This is a genomic window from Acinetobacter sp. LUNF3, from assembly GCF_022699605.1.
In the GTDB taxonomy this organism is placed as follows: domain Bacteria; phylum Pseudomonadota; class Gammaproteobacteria; order Pseudomonadales; family Moraxellaceae; genus Acinetobacter; species Acinetobacter johnsonii.
In genome coordinates, this window is sequence record NZ_CP093968.1 from 3,237,615 (window position 1) to 3,259,168 (window position 21,554).

Annotated in this window: 13 protein-coding genes and 1 pseudogene; 5 read left to right on the plus strand and 9 right to left on the minus strand. The window is 44.8% G+C overall.

Going from position 1 to position 21,554, the window contains the following annotated elements:
• The first annotated feature begins 110 nt into the window (after positions 1-110).
• On the plus strand, positions 111-350 hold the full coding sequence (locus tag MN200_RS15850; protein WP_131230901.1) for a hypothetical protein: 240 nt from the start codon (positions 111-113) through the stop codon (positions 348-350).
• Between the two features lie 63 nt (positions 351-413).
• On the opposite strand, the gene dnaJ is transcribed toward MN200_RS15850, so the two are convergent.
• The 4 genes from dnaJ to MN200_RS15870 form a co-directional block, all read right to left on the minus strand.
• Positions 414-1,532, minus strand: a complete 1,119-nt coding sequence (gene dnaJ, locus MN200_RS15855) for a molecular chaperone DnaJ (RefSeq protein WP_004978425.1) — start codon at positions 1,530-1,532, stop codon at positions 414-416.
• A gap of 104 nt (positions 1,533-1,636) precedes the next feature.
• Positions 1,637-2,014: a hypothetical protein gene (locus MN200_RS15860; RefSeq protein WP_004978426.1), complete on the minus strand. Its 378-nt coding sequence runs from the start codon at positions 2,012-2,014 to the stop codon at positions 1,637-1,639.
• A 131-nt stretch (positions 2,015-2,145) separates the two neighbouring features.
• Positions 2,146-5,283 carry an efflux RND transporter permease subunit gene (locus tag MN200_RS15865; protein ID WP_242759836.1) on the minus strand — a complete coding sequence of 1,046 codons (3,138 nt, stop codon included), beginning with the start codon at positions 5,281-5,283 and terminating at the stop codon, positions 2,146-2,148.
• A 2-nt stretch (positions 5,284-5,285) separates the two neighbouring features.
• A complete protein-coding gene (locus tag MN200_RS15870) occupies positions 5,286-6,386 on the minus strand; it encodes an efflux RND transporter periplasmic adaptor subunit (RefSeq protein ID WP_242759837.1) in 1,101 nt (366 codons plus the stop codon).
• A gap of 149 nt (positions 6,387-6,535) precedes the next feature.
• Here MN200_RS15870 and MN200_RS15875 point away from each other — a divergent pair.
• The 4 genes and pseudogenes from MN200_RS15875 to MN200_RS15890 all read left to right on the plus strand — a co-directional run bounded on the left by MN200_RS15875 (position 6,536) and on the right by MN200_RS15890 (position 12,709).
• Positions 6,536-7,162: pseudogene (locus MN200_RS15875) on the plus strand (TetR/AcrR family transcriptional regulator).
• A 204-nt stretch (positions 7,163-7,366) separates the two neighbouring features.
• A complete protein-coding gene (gene ppc, locus MN200_RS15880) occupies positions 7,367-10,051 on the plus strand; it encodes a phosphoenolpyruvate carboxylase (protein ID WP_058870573.1) in 2,685 nt (894 codons plus the stop codon).
• A 301-nt stretch (positions 10,052-10,352) separates the two neighbouring features.
• A complete protein-coding gene (locus MN200_RS15885) occupies positions 10,353-11,654 on the plus strand; it encodes a solute carrier family 23 protein (RefSeq protein WP_058870574.1) in 1,302 nt (433 codons plus the stop codon).
• Between the two features lie 149 nt (positions 11,655-11,803).
• Positions 11,804-12,709, plus strand: a complete 906-nt coding sequence (locus MN200_RS15890) for a LysR family transcriptional regulator (protein ID WP_058870575.1) — start codon at positions 11,804-11,806, stop codon at positions 12,707-12,709.
• Here MN200_RS15890 and MN200_RS15895 read toward each other — a convergent pair.
• From MN200_RS15895 to ilvD (MN200_RS15915), 5 genes are all read right to left on the minus strand, one after another.
• Positions 12,706-13,443 (minus strand): sulfite exporter TauE/SafE family protein, encoded by a 738-nt coding sequence (locus tag MN200_RS15895; RefSeq protein ID WP_004691863.1) that lies wholly within the window; start codon positions 13,441-13,443, stop codon positions 12,706-12,708. The genes MN200_RS15890 and MN200_RS15895 overlap by 4 nt on opposite strands.
• Before the next feature lie 161 nt (positions 13,444-13,604).
• Positions 13,605-15,707 carry a TonB-dependent siderophore receptor gene (locus MN200_RS15900; protein WP_242759838.1) on the minus strand — a complete coding sequence of 701 codons (2,103 nt, stop codon included), beginning with the start codon at positions 15,705-15,707 and terminating at the stop codon, positions 13,605-13,607.
• A 205-nt stretch (positions 15,708-15,912) separates the two neighbouring features.
• A complete protein-coding gene (locus tag MN200_RS15905; RefSeq protein ID WP_242759839.1) occupies positions 15,913-17,211 on the minus strand; it encodes a hypothetical protein in 1,299 nt (432 codons plus the stop codon).
• A gap of 71 nt (positions 17,212-17,282) precedes the next feature.
• Positions 17,283-18,968, minus strand: a complete 1,686-nt coding sequence (ilvD, locus tag MN200_RS15910; RefSeq protein ID WP_005401430.1) for a dihydroxy-acid dehydratase — start codon at positions 18,966-18,968, stop codon at positions 17,283-17,285.
• Between the two features lie 366 nt (positions 18,969-19,334).
• Positions 19,335-21,164 (minus strand): dihydroxy-acid dehydratase, encoded by a 1,830-nt coding sequence (gene ilvD / locus MN200_RS15915; protein WP_242759840.1) that lies wholly within the window; start codon positions 21,162-21,164, stop codon positions 19,335-19,337.
• Positions 21,165-21,554 lie beyond the last annotated feature (390 nt).

Below are 21,554 nucleotides of genomic sequence, written 5' to 3' on the forward strand. Positions count from 1 at the left end.
AAAATCGCTTTATTTTCAAACATGATTTCTCCAGCTTTTCACAAATTTGCAATCAATCTTACGCAGACTAGGTTCGCGTTTAAAAACAACTTTAAAATGAGGAAAATAGAATGAAAGCAAAGGTACTTTTTCTAGCGATGGCGTTTGGGGGCAGTTGGGCACAGGTTCAGGCTGAACCCGCTGTTCAAGCGGGCGATACCTTAGAAAGTTTGTCACAGGTAAAGATCACCACCAGCACACACCCTAAAGTACAGGCCGAACAACAAGTACAAGCCGCTGCACCTATGGCTGAAGAAATGGTGTCGGTTGAAGAGATCGATCAACCTGAGCTGCCCGCAGAAGCGCAATAACATAAAAAAAGCGGGAAAATATTCCCGCTCTTTTCAACACCAATTCAGACGTACCGTATTCAATTAATCAAACAGTCGGTCAAAGAAAGACTTCTTCTTTGGTGATGATTTGTGATCATCTCCATCTAAAGTTTCTTGCAACTCTTTCAACAATTCACGTTGACGTGCTGTTAAGTTGACTGGCGTTTCAATCACGATACGGCAGAGTAAGTCACCTTGCATGCTGGTGCGTACAGGTTTAACCCCTTTGCCACGTAAACGGAACATTTTACCCGTTTGTGTGCCTTCAGGAATTTTCAAACTCACACGACCTTCGAGTGTCGGGATTTCAATTTCTTTACCCAAAGCAGCATCGGCAATGCTCACAGGCACATCCATATACAGGTCTGCACCATCACGTTGGAAGATTTCGTGCTCACGCACTACTACTTCTACGTACAAGTCGCCTGACTGACCATCACGAATCGCTTCGCCTTTACCCGTTAAACGAACGCGGTCACCGTTGTCGACGCCCGCAGGAATCGTCACTTCTAAGGTTTGTTGACGGTCTTTAACGCCCGAACCATGACAGGTATTACATGGGTTCTTAATGATCTTACCCTGACCGCGACAGGTACTACAGGTCTGCTGTACAGAGAAGAAACCTTGCTGCATGCGAACCTGACCTGCACCATGACAAGTTTTACAGGTTTCAACATCGTTCGGGTTTTTAGAGCCTTTACCATCACAAGTTTCACATGGCGCTGGTGCAGTAAAAGTAATGGTTTTTTTCACCCCTCTTACAGCTTCTTCCAACGTCAGTTCCATCACATAACGTAAGTCAGAACCACGACGTGCACGCTGTTGACCACGGCCACCGCCGCCACCAAATGCACCACCGAAAATGTCACCGAATTGACTGAAAATGTCTTCTGCGCTGAAACCACCACCGAAGCCGCCTCCGCCGCCCATACCACCTTCAAAGGCTTGATGCCCCATACGGTCATACATGCTGCGCTTTTCGCTATCCGATAAAATTTCATAAGCTTCAGCAGCTTCTTTAAATTTCTCTTCAGCTTCAGCATTGTCAGGGTTGCGGTCCGGATGATATTTCATCGCCAACTTACGGTAGGCTTTTTTAATTTCATCATCACTAGCGGTTTTAGCAACACCTAAAACCTCATAATAATCACGTTTAGCCATGTCTGGCGATGCTCCTTACGGAATTTATTTAATACTCAACTGTGGTCTGAAATTGGGTTCAAACCAAGTTTTACAAGGGGATGTTTGAAAAAAAATCAGCAGAATTAGAAAACTGCTTTATTTTTCAAAAATTTAGACAGGCCTTTAAACCACGCATTTAGAAGGAAGAGAAATGCAATACAGCTAAAAACCACACCTGCAACCGTGCATGCAGTCACCCACAATGCGCTGTCCCAAGTGAAGAAAATAAGAGGAATAAACCACAGTGCTGCAAATAAAGCCAAAATGCTATAAATCACAATATTGCGCATGACCCAGAGTGCTTGCGCTTGTAACCACACTTCGGCATGATCAATTTGCGTGACTTTTCGGGCATACCAATAGGAAAATGCGCCACTAATCACAGTAAACAAAGCCAAAAACATGAAGACATAAGAAATCGCGATAGAGCGGCGATACTTGGTTACATTGTCTTGCATCATGCGTTTAACCCCATTTGCCACATCGTTGGTTTTTTAATGTGTAGCAAAAAACTGCTTTATAAAAATGCCATAAATTTCAGGTGCTACTATATTGAAATTTTCAACGTTTCGCACCTGATATTGGCATAAATTTACAGCTTATGGCTAATTTTTTTTACTTTAAACCACTGCGCGTACAAGGCAGGTAAAAAGAACAGGGTTAATAGCGTCGCCACAATCAGTCCGCCCATGATCGCAACGGCCATAGGTCCAAAGAAAATACTTCTAGACAATGGGATCATCGCCAGAACAGCTGCCAATGCCGTCAGCACAATTGGACGACAACGTCGCACCGTCGCATCAATGATCGCATCCCATGATTCATGCCCTGCTTGAATATCTTGCTCAATCTGATCAATCAAGATCAGTGAATTGCGCATGATCATGCCTGACAAGGCAATGGTGCCCAACATTGCAACAAAACCAAAAGGTTTATTGAACAACAGCAGGAACAACACCACGCCAATCAAACCTAAAGGCGCAGTGAGCAAGACAATCGTAGCACGAGACATACTGCGCAGTTGAATCATCAGTAAAGTCATGACCACGGCCAAGAATAAAGGCATGCCTGCTGCAACCGATTTACCCCCACGTGCAGACTCTTCCACTGTACCGCCAACTTCAACCAAATAGCCATTCGGCAGTTCCGCACGCAGCTGATTCATCTGCTCCGCCATTTCATCCACCACAGTGGCCGGTTGTAACTTGGTCCGAATATCCGCACGTACCGTAATGGTCGGTAGACGGTTCCGATGCCAAATCAAACCTTCTTCAAAGCTATAATCAATTTTGGCAATTTGTGCCAACGGTACTGTTCCGCCATTTGAGGTTGGAACGGCAAGGCTCGCCAGTGATGCTACTTCAACCCGCTCAGCTTGATCGCCACGTAAACGGATTTCAATCAGTTCTCGTTTCTCACGGTACTGGTTAATGGTGGCACCTGAAATTGAGCTGTTCAAGAAATTGGCCAAATCTAAACTCGACACCCCCATTTGGCGGGCACGGTCTTGATCAATCTCTAAATTGATCATCTTGCTTGGTTCACCCCAGTCCAAATGCACATTGGTGGTGTTGGGGTTAGCACTCAGCATCGCCGCGACTTTATCCGCCCAAGCACGCACTTGGGTCAAGTCTTCACCCGACACGCGATATTGAAGTGGATAACCGACAGGTGGGCCATTTTCAAGTAAAGAGACGCGAGTACGCACATCGGGCAATAACTGGCGGATTTGGGTATCTAAGGATTTACGAATTTCATTGCGATCATCCAGTGAAGAAGCCAAGACCACAAACTGAGCAAAGCTGGCTTGTGGTAGCTGCTGATCGAGCGGTAAATAAAAACGTGGCGAGCCTGTGCCCACATATGCCACATAATTATCTATGCCTTCCTGCTTCGACAGGAACTGTTCAACTTTTTTCACCGCATTTTCAGTTGCCGTTAAAGATGCACCTTCTTCAAGCTTTAAGTCGACCAAAATTTCGGCACGATTCGAAGGCGGGAAAAACTGCTGTGGTACTAACTTAAACATCAACACCGAGAGCACAAAAATAGCCACCGTCGTCGCAATGACCGTTTTGCGATAGATCACACACAGATCGACCCAACGGCGAAAACCTTGATAGAACTTGGTTTGATAAGGATCGTGTTGCTCACCTGCATGATGCACCATCGGCTGAGGTTCTGGCTGTTTGCGCAAACGTGCCCACAAACGGCTATACCACGGCGCTTTTTGAATCAGCTCTTTATTAAAATCGGGCAGGAGTTTGTCACCCAAATAGGGTACAAAAAGCACCGCTGCAAACCACGACACAATTAAGGCAATGGTCACCACTTGGAAAATAGAGCGAGTGTATTCGCCTGTGCTGGACGCTGCCGTGGCAATCGGTAAAAAGCCCGCAGCGGTAATCAAAGTTCCCGTCAACATCGGAAAGGCAGTGGTTCGCCATGCATGCCCCGCTGCTTGTAGTCGACTGTAGCCTTGCTCCATTTTGATTGCCATCATTTCCACAGCAATAATAGCGTCATCGACCAAGAGTCCCAGCGCCAAAATCAGCGCACCTAAGGAAATTTTATGCAGACCGACATCAAAAATATTCATGCCTGCAAAGGTCATGGCTAGGACCAATGGAATGGAGAATGCCACCACCAGTCCAGTACGGAAACCCAGCGAGAAAAAGCTAACCAGCAAGACAATAATCACCGCTTCAGCCAAAACTTTCATGAACTCGTTGACACTACGCTTCACCGCGACAGGCTGGTCTGAAACTTTCTTCAGCTCCATACCTAAAGGCAAAGTTTTTTGCAGCTTGGAAAACTCAGTTTCTAAGTTTTTACCCAAAGCCAAGATGTCGCCACCTTTACGCATCGACACCGCAATGCCAATGCCATTTTCCCCCATAAAGCGCATACGGGGTTGAGCGGGTTCACTAAAGCCACGATAGACGTCGGCAACATCGCTCAGCTGGATGGTTTTCCCATTGACCAATAAAGGCATACGTTGCAGTTCTTCAACGCTCTTAATTTGCCCTGTGACTCGGAGTTGAATACGATCCGATTCTGTTTCAAAAAAGCCTGCACTGGCCATGGTATTTTGCTGTTGCAGGGCTTGTTGTACCGCTGTCACAGGAATGCCTAACTGCGCCGACTTGGTGTTGGAAATTTCAATCCAAATCTTTTGATCTTGCAGCCCGACCAAATTGACTTTGGCGACATCTTTGACACGTTGCAGTTGTAACTGTAAACGGTCGGCATATTCTTTCATCACCGCATAATCAAAGTCTTTACCAGTCAGCACATAAATGTTGCCGAAAGTATCGCCAAACTCATCATTAAAGAATGGTCCTTGTACCCCATTGGGCAGCTGATGTTTGATGTCTCCAACCTTCTTGCGTACGTCATACCACACATCAGGTATCTCACTGGAGCGCATGGCATCTCGTGCCACAAAAGTCACCATCGACTCGCCGGGTCTGGAGTAGGCCATAATGCGCTCATACTTACCCGTGGTCATCAGCTCTTTTTCAATACGGTCGGTCACTTGTTCAGACACCTCGCGCGCCGTTGCACCCGGCCAATAGGTCTGTACCACCATCACTTTAAAGGTAAAAGGTGGGTCTTCGCTTTGTGCAAGTTTAGAATAAGACACCACACCCACGATGCCCAGTAACAACATCAAATAAAGGACCAAGCCCTTATTTTTTAAGGCCCATTCCGACAGGTTATAGTTCATGCTTAACCTCCTGTCGCAATCTTGACCGTTTTATTGTCACGGCTAATCGGTTGAATTTTTTGTTTTTCACGCAGTAAATGCACCCCACCCACCACGACATAGTCCTTTGGCTGTAAACCTGAACGAATGGTAACGGTGTCTCGACCATACTCCCCCACGCTGACAGGGACTTTACGAATGCTGTTGTCAGCATTCACCACCCAGACATAAGCATTTTTACCCGCAGCGGAAACACTGGCTAACGGTACACTCAACACATTGCTTTCAGTTGAGCTGAAAAACACCCGTGCACTCTGTCCCAGTTGAATCATATTTTGTCCTTCACGCAAAGCCACTTTGACACTAAAAGTACGTGACTGATCTGCGGCAGGCGAAATTTCACGGACGTAGGCGGCAAAACGTTCATCGGGTTTGGACCACAAAGTGACTATGGCATCTTGTCCAACTTTAATCTGAGCAATGGCTTGTTCAGGCACACCAATCACCACCTCACGATCACCTGAAATGGCCAGTTGAAACGCGGGTTGCCCTGCTGAAATCACCTGTCCAATTTCAATATTTCGCTCGGTAATCACACCGTTTTTATTGGCAATCAGTTGGTTATAACTGGTTTGGTTTTGCGTAACGTTATAATTGGCTTGTGCTTGTTTCAAGCTCGACAGTGCGGCTTTATATTGATTTTCAACGCTGTCGTACTGTGAACGACTCACTGCATTACTCGGTAATAATTGCTTAAAGCGTTTGAGTTCATCCTGCGCATTTTTTTCAGCCGCTTGGGCACTCTCTAACTGTGCTTTTGCTGCATTGAGTTCTAACTGGGCATCTTGTACATCTAAGCGTGCTAAAACTTGTCCGACTTTGACTTGGTCTCCCACATCGACCAGACGCTCCGTGACTTGTCCCCCAACACGAAAGGACAGTGCAGTTTGTTGGCGGGCTTGCACTTCGCCTGCATAGCTTTTTTGTTCTAGATGCGTGGTATTCGGTTGGCTCACCATTACCAAAGGCACCGACTCTGGTTCGGTCGTGTCTTTGCTACATCCCCACAAGGTGATACTACACACCACCATCATACTTGCCACAAGGGTCTGAATTTTGCTCATGAAGTCTGCTCTTCTTCCATAACCACCAATTAATCAGGCACAATATCCAGACTTAACTTGGTTATTTTTTAATTAATATACTGTGTAGTACACTAATTAAAGATATGCTCAGATGTAAATGACTTTTTGAACTTTTTTTAGGAAAATGTGTGCAAACTTCAGCAGGACGTCCCAAGGATTTAGAAAAACGGCAACGTATTTTGGAGGTGGCACGTCAGTTGTTTTTACAACATGGCTACCACGGCTCCAGCATGGACCATATTGCCAAGGAAGCGCACGTCACCAAACTCACGGTGTAAAACCATTTTCAAGACAAAGCCAATCTGTTCAGTTGTGCGATTGAGGAAACCTGTGAAAAGCTGATGCTGGGTCGTTCTTTTCAATTGCAACGTGCCGAAGACTTTGTGCCCATGCTCGAACAGATTTGTGCGCTATCGATGCATATTATTAACCTGCCTGAGGCCATCAAGCTGGAGCACTTACTATTACAGCTGGCCGCTGAACAAAATCCTTTGCTAGAGAACTTCTATAAAGCCTCCCACCTCAAAATGCGGGCGATTTGGGAACAGTTCTTTGACCAAGCCCAAACCTTAGGCGTGCTTCAGTTTGAACAGGTCAACGAGGTCATCACCTTATTAATGTCTCTGCTGTTTGGATACCGTCACCAAGAAATGTTGTTGGGGATGAATGAAGTGCCCAATGCCGAACAACGCGAGCAACTGATTCGAGAAGCCATTGCGATTTTTTTATTAAAATACCCCATACAAAAACCGTAAGATTCGGCTAATCAAATTTATATTTTTTATAATTAATTCAAATACTTGGGATTAAAACCATCTTTATTTTAAAACAATTGCTTGCCCTAAGTGGTTCATTTGATTCTAAAATCAGCAATTAATCCCCTACTTTTGTCTGCCCCTACTTGGATTGTCATCGAATCGGGGTATAGTCAAATTAAGAACAACGAGGGAATAATAATCATGATTCAACAAATTGATGCTCCACTACGTGAAGATGTCCGATTACTCGGCAACCTATTGGGTGAAACCCTCAAGGAGCATGCAGGACAAGATTTGTTTAATCAGGTCGAGCAAATTCGGGCCTTATCCAAAGGGGCACGGGACGGTCAAGTTGAAGCCGAAAAGCAGCTGGAACAATTGTTTTTCAGCCTTGAAGACGATGAAATTTTGCCGCTGACGCGTGCCTTTACCCACTTTTTGAACTTTGCCAATATTGCGGAACAATATCATGTGGTGCGTAGCCGTCGTCAAAGTGAATTTGATGAGACCGCACCCTCTCCAAATCCGCTCGACCACCTCTTTGCTAAATTTAAAAATAACGACATTTCAACCGATAGGCTGTTCCAGCAAATCTGTGATTTAAATATTGAACTGGTTCTGACCGCTCACCCCACTGAAGTCAGCCGTCGTACCCTGATCCAAAAATATGATGGTATTAACGATGCCTTATTTAAAATGGATCAGCAAAAACTGACCCCTCGTGAGCGCCAAACAGTCCTTGAAGACTTAAAACAACTGATCTGTTCGGCGTGGCAGACCGATGAAATTCGTCAACACCGTCCAACCCCAGTCGATGAAGCAAAATGGGGCTTTACTACTATTGAGCAAACCTTATGGAATGCCGTGCCGAAGTTCATGCGTGAACTAGACGACATGGTGATTGAGCACTGTGGGCAACGTTTGCCTCTCCATGTCGCACCTGTACGTTTCGCTTCATGGATGGGGGGTGACCGTGACGGCAACCCGAATGTGACACACAACATTACGCAAGAAGTCCTGTGGCTATCGCGTTGGAAAGCGGCTGATCTTTATTTACGTGACATTGAAGCCTTGCGTTGGGAACTGTCAATTCAAAGCTGTAGCGATGAACTGCGTAAAGCCTTGGGTCAAGACCATCCTGAACCCTACCGTGAATATTTACGTCATACCCGCGAACGGCTGAAAGCTACGCGCCATTGGCTCGCAGAAAAACTGCGCGGTGCCGATGCCGATGACAGCTTGGTGATTAAAGCCAAAGAGGAGCTGCTACAGCCTTTACTGCTGTGTTATCGCTCTTTAATTGCCAGCAACCTGCCTGAAATTGCCAATGGCAAATTGCTAGACTTTATCCATCGAGTGAACTGTTTCGGGATTGAACTGCTAAAACTGGATATTCGCCAAGAGTCAGGCCGTCATCGCCAAGCGATTTCAGCCATTACTGAATATTTGGGTCTGGGGAATTTTGAAACGTGGACCGAACAAGCACGTCAAAACTTCTTATTGCAAGAGCTACAAAGCAAACGTCCACTGTTGCCCAAGCATTTAAATGAACCTGCGCAAAGTTTAATTGAACAACCTGAAGTACAAGAAGTGTTTGCCACCATGCGTACTTTGGCAGCGCAGCCTCAAGAAAGTTTAGGTGCCTACATTATTTCGATGGCTGAATATCCAAGTGATGTGCTGGCGGTACTGCTTTTGCAAAAAGAAGCAGGCATCCAACATCCACTACGTGTGGTGCCATTGTTTGAAACATTGAAAGACTTAGATGGCGCGGCAGCCACCATGAATACCCTATTCAATATGCATTGGTATAAACAGCATATTCAGGGCAAACATGAAGTGATGATTGGCTATTCGGACTCAGCAAAAGATGCAGGTTTTATGTCAGCCAATTGGGCACAGTACCGTGCGCAAGAAGAGTTAACCGCAATTGCGAAAACGCATGGCGTACAACTTACGCTATTTCATGGTCGTGGCGGTTCCATCAGCCGCGGCGGTGCGCCAACGCAACAAGCCCTATTTTCACAGCCACCTGGCTCGATTTCAGGTGCAATTCGAGTCACTGAACAAGGTGAAATGATTCGCTTCAAGTTTGGCTTAGAAGGCATTGCGCTACAAAACTTAGAGATTTATACCGCTGCTACTTTAGAAGCCACTTTACTTCCACCGCCCGTCCCAAAACCTGAGTGGCGCGAGTTGATGCACAGCATGACCGATTTGTCGGTACAAGTGTATCGTCAGACTGTGCGAGAAAACCCGCACTTCGTAAAGTACTTACGTACAGTCACGCCAGAGCTTGAACTGCAAATGTTACCGCTTGGCTCACGCCCTGCAAAACGTAAAGTCACTGGCGGCATTGAGTCCCTACGTGCCATTCCTTGGGTATTTGCGTGGACTCAGATTCGTTTGATGCTACCCGCTTGGTTGGGTACAGGCGCGGCAATTAACCAAGTGATTGATCAAGGACATAAGGCTACCTTAGATGAAATGCTGGTGGCATGGCCGTATTTCCAAACCCTGATTGATATGTTGGAAATGGTACTCTCAAAATCTGATGCTCATGTAGCGCTGTATTATGAGTCGCACCTGACTGATGATGAGGACTTGAAAGTGCTCGGTGAACATCTGCGTCAGCGCTTAAAGTATGCGGTGCAAACCCTGTTAGCGCTTAAAGGTGAGTCTAAACTCCTCAGCAGTAACGAAGTTTTAGATCAGTCGATGAGAGTGCGCAAACCGTATTTATTGCCTCTGCATTTACTCCAAGCAGAGTTAATGAAACGTCGTCGCCGCTACCTAGAAGAGCGTCAGGAAACAAATACACCTGTAGATCATGCACTTATGGTAAGTATCGCCGGCATTGCAGCGGGTCTTCGTAACACAGGATAAAGTTTTAAGCCCGCTCCATTTAAAGCACATCACTATGATGTGCTTTTTTATTGAACGCATAGTCAAACCTTTTATAATTTTTTTTATCAATCCAATCATAAATATTTATGAATGAGCGATTGGCTAAATTTACCAATTAAACCTTGATTTATCATTATTTTTAAAAATATAAATTTTTACCATGCGGTAAAAAGTTCTGAAAAGTCATAAGATTAGTTTGAACAATTTTTTGTATCACTGATTAAATCTTCTAAAAAACAAGAGTATGATGTGCACAATTTATCTTTAGAGTGCTCAAAAAATGTCCAATTGGTTTCCCAAATGGCGCTCGTACGAAGGCAATATCGATGCACGTCCTGTTGGCACAAGTGAATATCTCCCTGCTTCACAAAGTGCAATTTTAGGTGTGCAGCATGCCTTTGCCATGTTTGGAGCAACGGTTCTTGCACCTTTCTTGATGGGCTTCGATCCCAACCTTGCCATTTTAATGTCCGGGATTTGTACCATCTTGTTCTTTATTATGACGGGTGGACGTGTTCCAAGTTATTTAGGTTCAAGTTTTGCCTTTATTGGGGTCGTGATTGCAGCAACGGGCTATACCGCATCGGGCACAGGCGCACTCAATCCAAACTTAGCTATGGCGGGCGGCGGTATTATTGCCTGCGGCGTGCTCTATACCTTGTTTGGTTTTATGGTCATGGCAACGGGCACCAAGTGGATTGAAAAACTGATGCCGCCTGTGGTGACAGGTGCTGTGGTGATGATTATTGGTCTCAACCTTGCCCCAGTGACGGTCAAAGGCGTTGCGGGCAATTCCTTTAATATGTGGATGGCACTGGTTACCGTATTATGTATGGGCTCGATTGCCGTCTTTACTCGTGGTTTATTGCAACGTCTCTTATTATTAATTGGTTTGTTACTGTCTTACTTGGTCTATTTCATCGTGACCAATGTTATGGGCTATGGCACAGCGATTAATTTTGCCCCGATTCAACAAGCCGCTTGGTTTGGTTTACCGACTTTTCATGCACCTGAATTTAATGCCAATGCCATGATGATCATTGCACCGATCGCATTAATTTTGGTGGCAGAGAACCTCGGTCACATCAAAGCCGTGAGTGCGATGACTGGTGAAAACCTAGATCCACACATTGGTAAAGCATTTGTTGCCGATGGTGTAGCAACGACGTTAGCCGGTGGTGTCGGCGCTCCAGGCATGACCACCTATGGTGAAAACATTGGGGTCATGGCAGTCACACGAGTTTACTCGACTATCATTTTTGCCATTGCAGGTGTGTTTGCCATTTTCTTAGGTCTGTCTCCGAAATTTGGTGCCATCATCCATACCATTCCGACCGCGATTTTAACCGGTGCGTCGATTGTGGTGTTTGGTTTGATTACCATCGCAGGTGCAAAAATCTGGATTGAAAACAAAGTCGATTTTTCACAGAACAAAAACCTGATGGTCGCTGCAGTCACCATCATTTTAGGTACAGGTGATTTTGCCTTACAAATTGGCAACTTTAACTTGGGTGGTATTGGTACTGCTACGTTTGCAGCATTGTTCTTAAACTGGTTCTTCAGCTTAGGACAAAAAGATTAATCTGCCTGATATTTTAATTATCCATTGTTGATCGCAGCCTTCGGGCTGCTTTTTTTGGTCTAATGCTCTGACTCCTATTACACCTAAAGGGATGTCTCAAAACACAAAAAGGACTAAGATAAAGCAACATTTTCCGCTTTGACCCTGCCATGCGCCTTGATTTTTTTGATCTGCAATTGTTTATCAATATCCTGAGTACAGGCAGTCTGACCAAGGGCGCAGAACGCTCCGCCATTTCTTTACAGGCCGCCAGTGAGCGAATTAAAAAATTAGAACAGCATTTTGAAGTCAGTTTATTTACCCGCCATGCAACCGGGGTGAAAGCGACCCTTGCTGGGCAAACCTTTGCGGAACATGCGCAGCACTTACTGCAACAACAGCAGCAATTACAACAGGCCATGTTGCCCTTTGCCCACAGTGCAACGAGCAACATTATATTGTGGTGCAACTCATCGGCACAGAGTGAGTACTTACCGCATTTATTGCCGCAGTATTTAATGGAAAATCCGAAGATTCATATTGAATTAAAAGAAGCCGAAACCAATGACATCATTCAGGCCCTTAGTACAGGTACGGCGCAGTTGGGATTGATCTCTGGTTTTTTTGATGCGGGACAACTTGAAACCCAAGAATTTGCTGAAGACCCTTTGGTACTGATCTGCCCAAGCCAGCATCCACTTGCAACTGCAGCTCAACTAGAACTGGGTGAATTATTGCAACATCCGTTTGTGGGCCTCATGCAATATCACTCCTTACAACAGTCAATAGAAGCGCAAGCCAAATGCTTAGGCTGTGACATCCACTATCGTCTACGGGTGCCGAACTTTGCCGCGATTGCCCAAGTCGTTGCCAATGGCGTCGGCATTGCGATTATTCCCAAACGGGCAGCTCTGCGTTTAAAAGCACAGTATGATTTTCAGCAAATTGAACTCTTAGGCAAATGGGCCAACCGCAAGTTGCTATTAGCAGCACGGTGTTTTGATCAGCTCCCAGTAGATTACCAACGCTTTAGTCAATTCCTCTTGAGCCAACATGACCAGCTCATTGCGCATTAAAGCCAGCCCAGTTGATGTAAAACCATATAACTGCCAAATAAGACTAGGCCCACAAAAAACACCTTACGAAAGGCTTGCTCAGGGATGCGATAACGAATTTTAGTGCCCAACCACATTCCGAGCAATGCAGGAAGCAGAGCGATCAACGACAGTTGATAGTCAATGGGAGTGTCTTCAACAGGATTCAGATGTAAATACGTGGCCAGACACAAGGTTGAAACGGTAAAGGCAAGGCCGAGCGATTGTACCAAATCATCCCGTTTCAAATGCAAGGACTGCAAATATGGCACTACGGGAATCACCACCACCCCTGTCGCCACCGTCAAAGCACCGCCCAAATAGCCCATGATCGGTGATAAATATTTTTCATACGGGGCTAAGTTGGGCATGTTTTTGGCAAACAAACCATATAGACCATAAATGGCCAACATCCCGCCCAACAGCGCTTCACTTTGAAATTCGCCATGTCCGAGCGTAGGAAAAACACTCCAAACTGAACCAATGATCATGCCCACCAGCAACGGCCAAAAGCGCTGTACCAGTCGCAGTACACGCCCTTCTGCAAACAATTGCCAAAAGTTCGTGACCATGGAAGGGATAATCAGCAAAGTTGCCGCTTGAAATGGACTAATCACCAAAGATAAAAGTCCCATCGACACGGCGGGCAAACCCAGACCAATGGTACCCTTAATCATGCCTGCGACAGCAAAAACAAAAATAACAAAAGCAAGCATGATGCTTCTCTCTAAACACTTAGCGCCATGCTATAAAATTTAAATCTGTGCTCATATCACTGTTTTTAGAAGTAAGCCTCAATCAAATATTGAGGCTTACTGGAAAGAATGGTCTGGATCCAACTGTTATTGAATCCAAATGTGATGCAGTGCGATTCTGCTTAGTATTTGAAATTTAGGCTGAAGCAGAAAGTACGTGGATCGCCCCAGCTCACCAATTGTGCATTTGGCGTGGTTCCGACTAAATATTCTTTATCAAACAGGTTTTTTACGCTGAATTTTGCGCCCCAATTTTTCGCTTCATAACCGGCACTGACATCGTAGAGTGTATAACTCGATAACGGTACATAATAGCTATCTCTTTGTGCTGTACGCTCACCTTGATAAGTTGCAGCTGCACCAACATTCCAACCCAGTTGATCACCAGCAAAGAAATATTGAGTTGATAAAGAAGCCGCATTTTTAGGCACATGGTTAATCCGCTTACCAATATCACTACTGGTTTCACTTTCAGTAATTTTGGCTGTAGGAATATAACTATAGGTTGCGGTCAGGTTCCATTGATCAGTTAAAGCCGCGGATAATTCAGTTTCAAAGCCCTTGGTCTTTTGTTCACCAATTTGTACAGAATAAGTATTTGTGGGATCTGGTTCTGTGACATTCTGACGGGTTAAATCATAATACGCCACATAACCTTGTAGTCTTTGATTCAGCCCTTGGAACTTCACACCGACTTCATATTGCTCCCCTTCTTCAGGGTTTAAAAGTGAACTATCTTTACCTGCATCACTCACAGGAAAGAAAGAGGTTGCATAACTCATGTAAGGGGCAAACATATCATTAATCTGATACATCAAAGATGCATTACCCGTAAAGGCATTATCTGAATTTTTCAACAACTTATTCTTGAAGATATCTTCAACTTCGATCTGTGTCCAATCATGACGACCTGATAAGCCTAAGATCCAATGATCATCAATTTTAAAATTATTACGTAGATATACACCCATATATTGGGTGTCGGTAATTTGGTGAGCAATTGTTGTTGTTGCTTTTGGAATTGCAGTGTAAACAGGATTATTGGCATTAAAAGATGACAAACTATTGCGACGGCGTTCATAGTCACTACGCTCATGCATCATATCTAAACCAATCATTAAATCATATTGGGTTTTGCCCCAGTCGAAATGACGTGACACATTATTATCTAATGCAAAATTTACATCATCTTTAATCTGTCTTTCCACCGTCCGTTTGATGGTCGGTAAGGTGTTATTACTCCCCGCCAATACAGGATTATTATCTGCATCGGTTTTAGTCACAGCAAAGTTTTGTTTAAAAGTCCAACCATTATCAAAATAATGTGCATAGTTCGAACCTAAGCGCAAAACATCGAACGTATTGCTTAAATTCGGCGCGCCAAAAAACAAACTCTGTGAGTAATTTTTATAAGCACCATTACTATAAGGAATCCCTTGCTGACGAATAAAATCACGATGTTGATAGCTCGCTATCACAGACAACTCATCTTTTTCACCTAAATCAAAATTATAAGAGGGCGCAATATAATAATTTTTATAATAAACATAATCTGTTGGATCATCCTGATCAGAAGCATGACCCACCACACGAAACGCACCCTTTTCACTGTCATTTGGTGCATAGTTAATGTCAAATGTTCCATCAACCAAAGCATTGCTGCCATAGCTCACACTGCCACGATAAGAAGTCTTTGCCTCAGGACGCTTCGTGGTTAAATTGACTAAACCACCCGGTAAGGCAAAGCCAAAACCGGTCGATGTTGGCCCTTTCACCACTTCAATCGACTGTAAACCACTGATGTCTTCTGAACGTAGGGCATTATCAGAAGTTTGAATACGCAAGCCATCGACATAGGTCTGTGCGCTGGAAACCTGACCACGAATAATAAAGTCATCCCAACCACGGCGACCATACTGTCCTGCGGTGACCCCCGCTACACCCTGCAAGGCTTCAGACAGTGTTTTTGCTTGTTTTTGTTCGAGTTGTTTTTCACTAATCACGCTGATCGATTGCGCAGTTTCAAACAGCGGTGCATCTGAACGCAAAACAGCTGATGCAGTTTTTGCTGCATATGCCGCTTTGTCATCTGCATCTTGGGCTTCAAATTGCAAAGTCGGTAAAACTTGGGATGATGCTGTTTCCAGTGTCTCGCCCTGAGCAAACGCTGCTGTAGTCATCATGGCCAGAATGGATAAGCTCAAAGAAGAAATATGAAAACGCATAACATCGATCAACAGACAGAAAGAATGCCAATTATAATCATTTTCATTTGGAAGCCTATTTATTAATAAAATTTAACAATGAATTTAATTGTTAAACCTCATTAACATTATTAATAAGCACTTTAATAACTCAGCCTAAAAACACCATCGGCTTTAGGTTTCATGTGTTATTGGACTGTTTTGATCAATAAGAGGTATACAAAACTCAGCCTTCGCTTTCATCCACAGGGTCGGTTTTATATTGATCTTCCAGCACATTACTGAAAATACTTTCAATCATCCAGACGCGATACAAACTATTAAAGACATAGCTCTGCCCATCCACACGCAGTTCAATCACGGGGAAATCAGGCTGGGACTTCATTTCACAGAGCATGTCATTTTCTTGAAGCTTGGCTTCCACATCTTCGGTGATCAATGCTGTGATTTCCAATTCTTGCATCAGTTGATCAAAATGCGATTTAAAGGATAAATCTTTGCCTTGGGTCCAAACGGCTTTCAAAATCCGATACATGGCATCAATACGCTGCTCTTCAGGCACGCTATAAAATAACTGCGCCATCGCCAAAGTGGCTGCTTGCGTCGGACGGCAAAACGGTGTGAATTTGATTTCTGTCCGTTTGGATAAGCGCGTTGCCAAACTCCAATCAAACCCATCTCGACCGTGATAACTGAGCGGATAGACATTGAGCTGAATATTATAATAATCGGCCAGTTCTTCTTTAATATAGGCCAATAACAACCATGAAATTGGATCTTCTAGCGCAACGTATAGATCTAACTCTGGATCGAGCGCCTGAATTTCATTTAACTCTTCAGCATCGCTAATCAAATGCTCACGCCAATCAATATGATTGATCAAGAAAATTGGGTTATCGGTAAATAATTTTTGTTGTTTTAACCGGCGCGTTAAACGTAGCAGATCATCGACCGCATGATACTGACGGTCACCGAGTTGGAAGTAACTGGCCAGTACCGCATCATCATTAAAAATACGTTCTGGAAAGTTTTGCTCTTGATGGTGACGGCTGGCCATCGCATATAAGGTGCGCAGCTTACCTTCTTGTTTTTGCCACAGCATGTGAAACACATCTTCCAGCAAATACAAAAAGTCCTGCCCTCGCAGCGGCGTATGCCGCAAGATGGTTTCCGCTTGGCTCAGCGCCTCAGGACTGGGTTGTTCTGGCGTTTCATGAAAGCTAAAACGATGCTGACGCGACAGAATTTTGGCATCATTTAAACAATAAGTTTGCCACTCCAAAGCCGACATTTGGTTCGGAGGTTCAGCGGCCTGACTGGAAATGACCACCTTCAATGGTTTCAGTTCGTCCGCTAAAATTTCTTCAATTTGTGGTAACTGCTGAACCGCTAAATAGCTATATACATCGTCGAGGCGTAAATGAATACTCAAGCCTTGTTCTGTAGAGACGACCGTTTGACGAATCGGTTTTTGGTAAAACCAACGCGATCGAATCGGATCGAACCATCGACGCAACAGTGACATGAGCAAAGCCTCTAAATTAAACCCTTGAAAGTACTACAAGGGTTTATATCAATTCACAGCAAAATGATCAATTAGACATCTAAATTTAGATCAGTTACCGCGCCTTTTTCCGCACCAGTGGTCAGTTTTGCAAACTTGGCCAAAGCCCCATAACGATAATTCGGTTGCGGTTTCACCCACGCGGCTTGACGCGCTGCGATCTCTTCTGCCGAAACATGCCACGTCATTTCGCGAGTTTCTGCATTAATCGAGATTTTATCGCCATTTTGCACTAAACCAATTGGCCCACCTTCATAGGCTTCTGGGGTCACATGACCAATCACAAAACCATGACTGCCGCCTGAGAAACGACCATCGGTGATCAGCGCTACTGATTTGCCCAAACCTTTACCAATAATCGCTGAGGTCGGTTTCAGCATTTCAGGCATGCCCGGTCCACCTTTAGGCCCTTCACCACGAATCACCACCACTTCACCCGCTTGAACTTCGCCATCTAAAATGCCACGCATCGCGCCGATTTCACCTTCAAAGACACGTGCAGGCCCCTCAAAGTACAGGCCTTCTTTGCCGGTAATTTTAGCCACAGCACCTGTTGGAGACAGATTACCTTTAAGCACCACTAAGTGAGAGTCTTTTTTAATTGGCGCGTCGAACGGTAAAATAATCTGCTGACCTTCTGGATAGTCTTCGACCTCAGCCAAATTTTCCGCCAAGGTCTTTCCAGTTACGGTTAAACATGAACCATCGAGCATGCCAGCATCAAGCATTCGCTTCATCAGCGGTTGAATGCCCCCAATCGCGATCAGCTCAGACATCAAATATTTGCCAGATGGACGCACATCGGCCACTACGGGAATATCTTGCCCGATACGGACGAAATCATCCAAACTCAGCTCAACCCCAGCAGTATGTGCCATTGCCAGTAAGTGCAGCACACCATTGGTCGAACCACCCAAGGCAATCAGCACTTTAATTGAGTTTTCAAATGCAGCTTTGGTCATAATATCGCGTGGTTTCAGGTCTAAGCGCAGTAAATTCATCACCGCTTCACCTGCTTTTTGACAGTCGATCCGCTTGTCATCAGAAACCGCTTCTTGTGCAGAGGAGCCCGGCAAACTCATGCCCAAGGCTTCAATCGCAGAGGCCATCGAATTTGCAGTGTACATGCCACCACATGAACCCGGCCCCGGCAGTGCCACTTCTTCAATCTGTTTGACTTGAATGGCACTGATTTCACCTTTGGCGTGCTGACCCACAGCTTCAAAGACGGAAATCATGTCGGTATGTCCTGCGCCAGGCTTAATTGTACCGCCATAAACAAACAAACCTGGACGGTTTAAACGGGCTAAGCCCATGATGCAACCCGGCATATTTTTGTCACAACCACCGATCGCGATCACGCCATCATAGGCTTGGCATCCCACCACCGCTTCTATCGAATCCGCAATAATTTCACGGCTCAGCAATGAATACTTCATACCTTCGGTGCCGTTAGAAATACCATCTGAAATGGTGATGGTATTAAAAATAATGCCTTTACCACCAGCTTGATTGACCCCTTTTTCGGCCTCACGTGCCAGTTCATTGATATGCATATTACATGGCGTGACATTAGCCCAAGTAGACGCAATACCAACAAAGGGACGAGTAAAGTCTGAATCTTTAAAGCCTGTGGCACGCATCATGGAACGTGCAGGCGCATTTTCAATGCCTTCATAAACTGGGGCTGAATGTTCGCGGATATTGTCTTTACTCATTGTATTTGTCCTTAGCGATGGCTGCGTATTGCTCTACAGTCTTGGCAATTTTTTCTGTTTTTATTGTATAGAAAGCAGGCTAGACATGAAAGCGACTCGCTGGGTATTACATGAACCCATTTATTGTTTTTTCTACCAAATCAGATCACATGATGAAGCAATATGGATGTCGCTGTTTCACTGTATGACAGGGATGCCATATCAGGGGAGCAAAGGCATTTTATTACTTTTGTGTCGTCAAAAGTAAAATCTCATCTACGCAATAACAGTACAAACCGTACTGTAAAATGTGACTGTGCTATTTTCATTAATCAATAAAAAAGCACCCCCAAAGGAGTGCTCTTTCTTATCCGTAAAACCTACCGATTAAATTTCACGTACTGCGCCTTTAGACGCACTGGTGGTATGCATTGCATAAGCCTTTAAGGCTTTAGACACTTTACGTGGACGCTGCTCAGCAGGTTGCCAGCCTTTGGCTTCTTGTGCTTCACGGCGCGCAGCCATGGTTGCTTCATCCACGGCCAAGTGAATACTACGGTTTGGAATATCGATTTCAATACGGTCACCATCTTCAACCAAACCAATCGCACCACCTTCAGCCGCTTCAGGAGACACGTGACCAATAGACAGACCTGATGAACCGCCCGAGAAACGCCCATCGGTGAGTAAAGCACAGTCTTTACCAAGGCCTTTCGATTTTAAATAACTGGTTGGATACAACATTTCTTGCATACCCGGACCACCACGCGGACCTTCGTAACGAATCACCACCACATCACCAGCAGTGATTTTGCCACCTAAAATCGCTTCTACCGCTGCATCTTGACTTTCAAACACACGTGCGGTGCCATTGAATTTCAAGATGGAATCATCTACACCCGCAGTTTTCACAATACAGCCTTCTAATGCGATGTTGCCGTACAGCACAGCCAAACCACCATCTTGAGAGAAGACATGTGCAGCATTACGAATCACGCCGTTGTCACGGTCACCATCTAAACGAGAGTAGTAACGGTCTTGTGAGAATGCGGTTTGCGTCGGCACACCACCCGGTGCTGAACGGAAGAATTGATACACTTCTTCATCTTCAGTACGGATGATGTCCCACTTGTCCAAGGCATCTTTTAAGGTTTTTTCATGCACAGTCGGTACAGAAGTATCCAACAAGCCTGCACGGTCTAATTCACCCAAGATCGACATAATACCACCTGCACGATGTACGTCTTCCATGTGGACATCTTGCTTTGCAGGGGCAACTTTACACAGCACAGGCACTTTACGTGACAAACGGTCAATGTCGGTCATGGTAAAGTCAACTTCCGCTTCATGCGCCGCTGCCAACAAGTGTAAAACGGTATTTGTTGAACCGCCCATTGAAATATCAAGGGTCATGGCATTTTCAAAAGCCGCTTTAGTGGCAATTGAACGTGGCAACAAGCTGTGATCATTTTGTTCGTAATGACGCTTGGTAATTTCAACAATCAACTGACCAGCGCGTTCGAATAGTTTTTTACGATTGGCATGGGTCGCTAAGGTTGAACCATTGCCCGGAAGCGATAGTCCCAAAGCTTCGGTTAAACAGTTCATTGAGTTTGCAGTAAACATGCCTGAACATGAACCACAGGTTGGACAAGCTGAACGTTCGTATTCCGCCACTTCTTCATCAGTGAAACTGTCATCTGCTGCGACAATCATGGCATCGACCAAGTCAATCGCGTGTTCATTACCACGGATTTTCACTTTACCCGCTTCCATCGGCCCACCAGAAACGAATACCACAGGAATGTTCAGACGCATAGACGCCATCAACATGCCAGGAGTGATTTTGTCACAGTTCGAAATACACACCATCGCATCAGCACAGTGCGCATTGACCATGTATTCCACTGAGTCCGCAATCAAGTCACGTGAAGGCAATGAATACAGCATGCCATCGTGTCCCATCGCGATCCCATCATCGACCGCAATGGTATTAAATTCTTTAGCTACGCCGCCTGCCGCCTCAATTTGACGTGCCACAAGTTGACCTAAGTCTTTTAAATGAACGTGACCCGGTACAAATTGAGTGAATGAGTTGACTACCGCAATAATCGGCTTACCAAAGTCTTCATCTTTCATCCCCGTAGCGCGCCATAAGCCACGCGCACCCGCCATATTTCTTCCGTGTGTTGATGTTTTTGAACGATAGTCAGGCATTGTACTTTTCCAACATAGTTGTGCTTGAGATGAATGTCCACATTCACTCTGGCTAAAATCTGAGTTCTGAGAGTGTCAAACTGTCAAAAATTTAAACATAGCATATTCGCATTCTGCGTAAATCTCGTTTTTAGGCATCTCGACCTAAATTACCGACAACAGTAAGTTTGCGCGCTACATTTTAACCGATGAGCTGACATTCAATTGCATATGGAAACTACTATAACCCGTTCAATCGTCTTGCAATACAAAACTTCTATGAATAATTTTTAAATTTTGCATGAGTTTTATTTATATGAAATACAAATTTTGAGCGATACGCTATCAAGAGTCCTTTCTCTATTCTTAGAATAAAACTATCGTACATCATATAGTTAGAACCGCTCTATC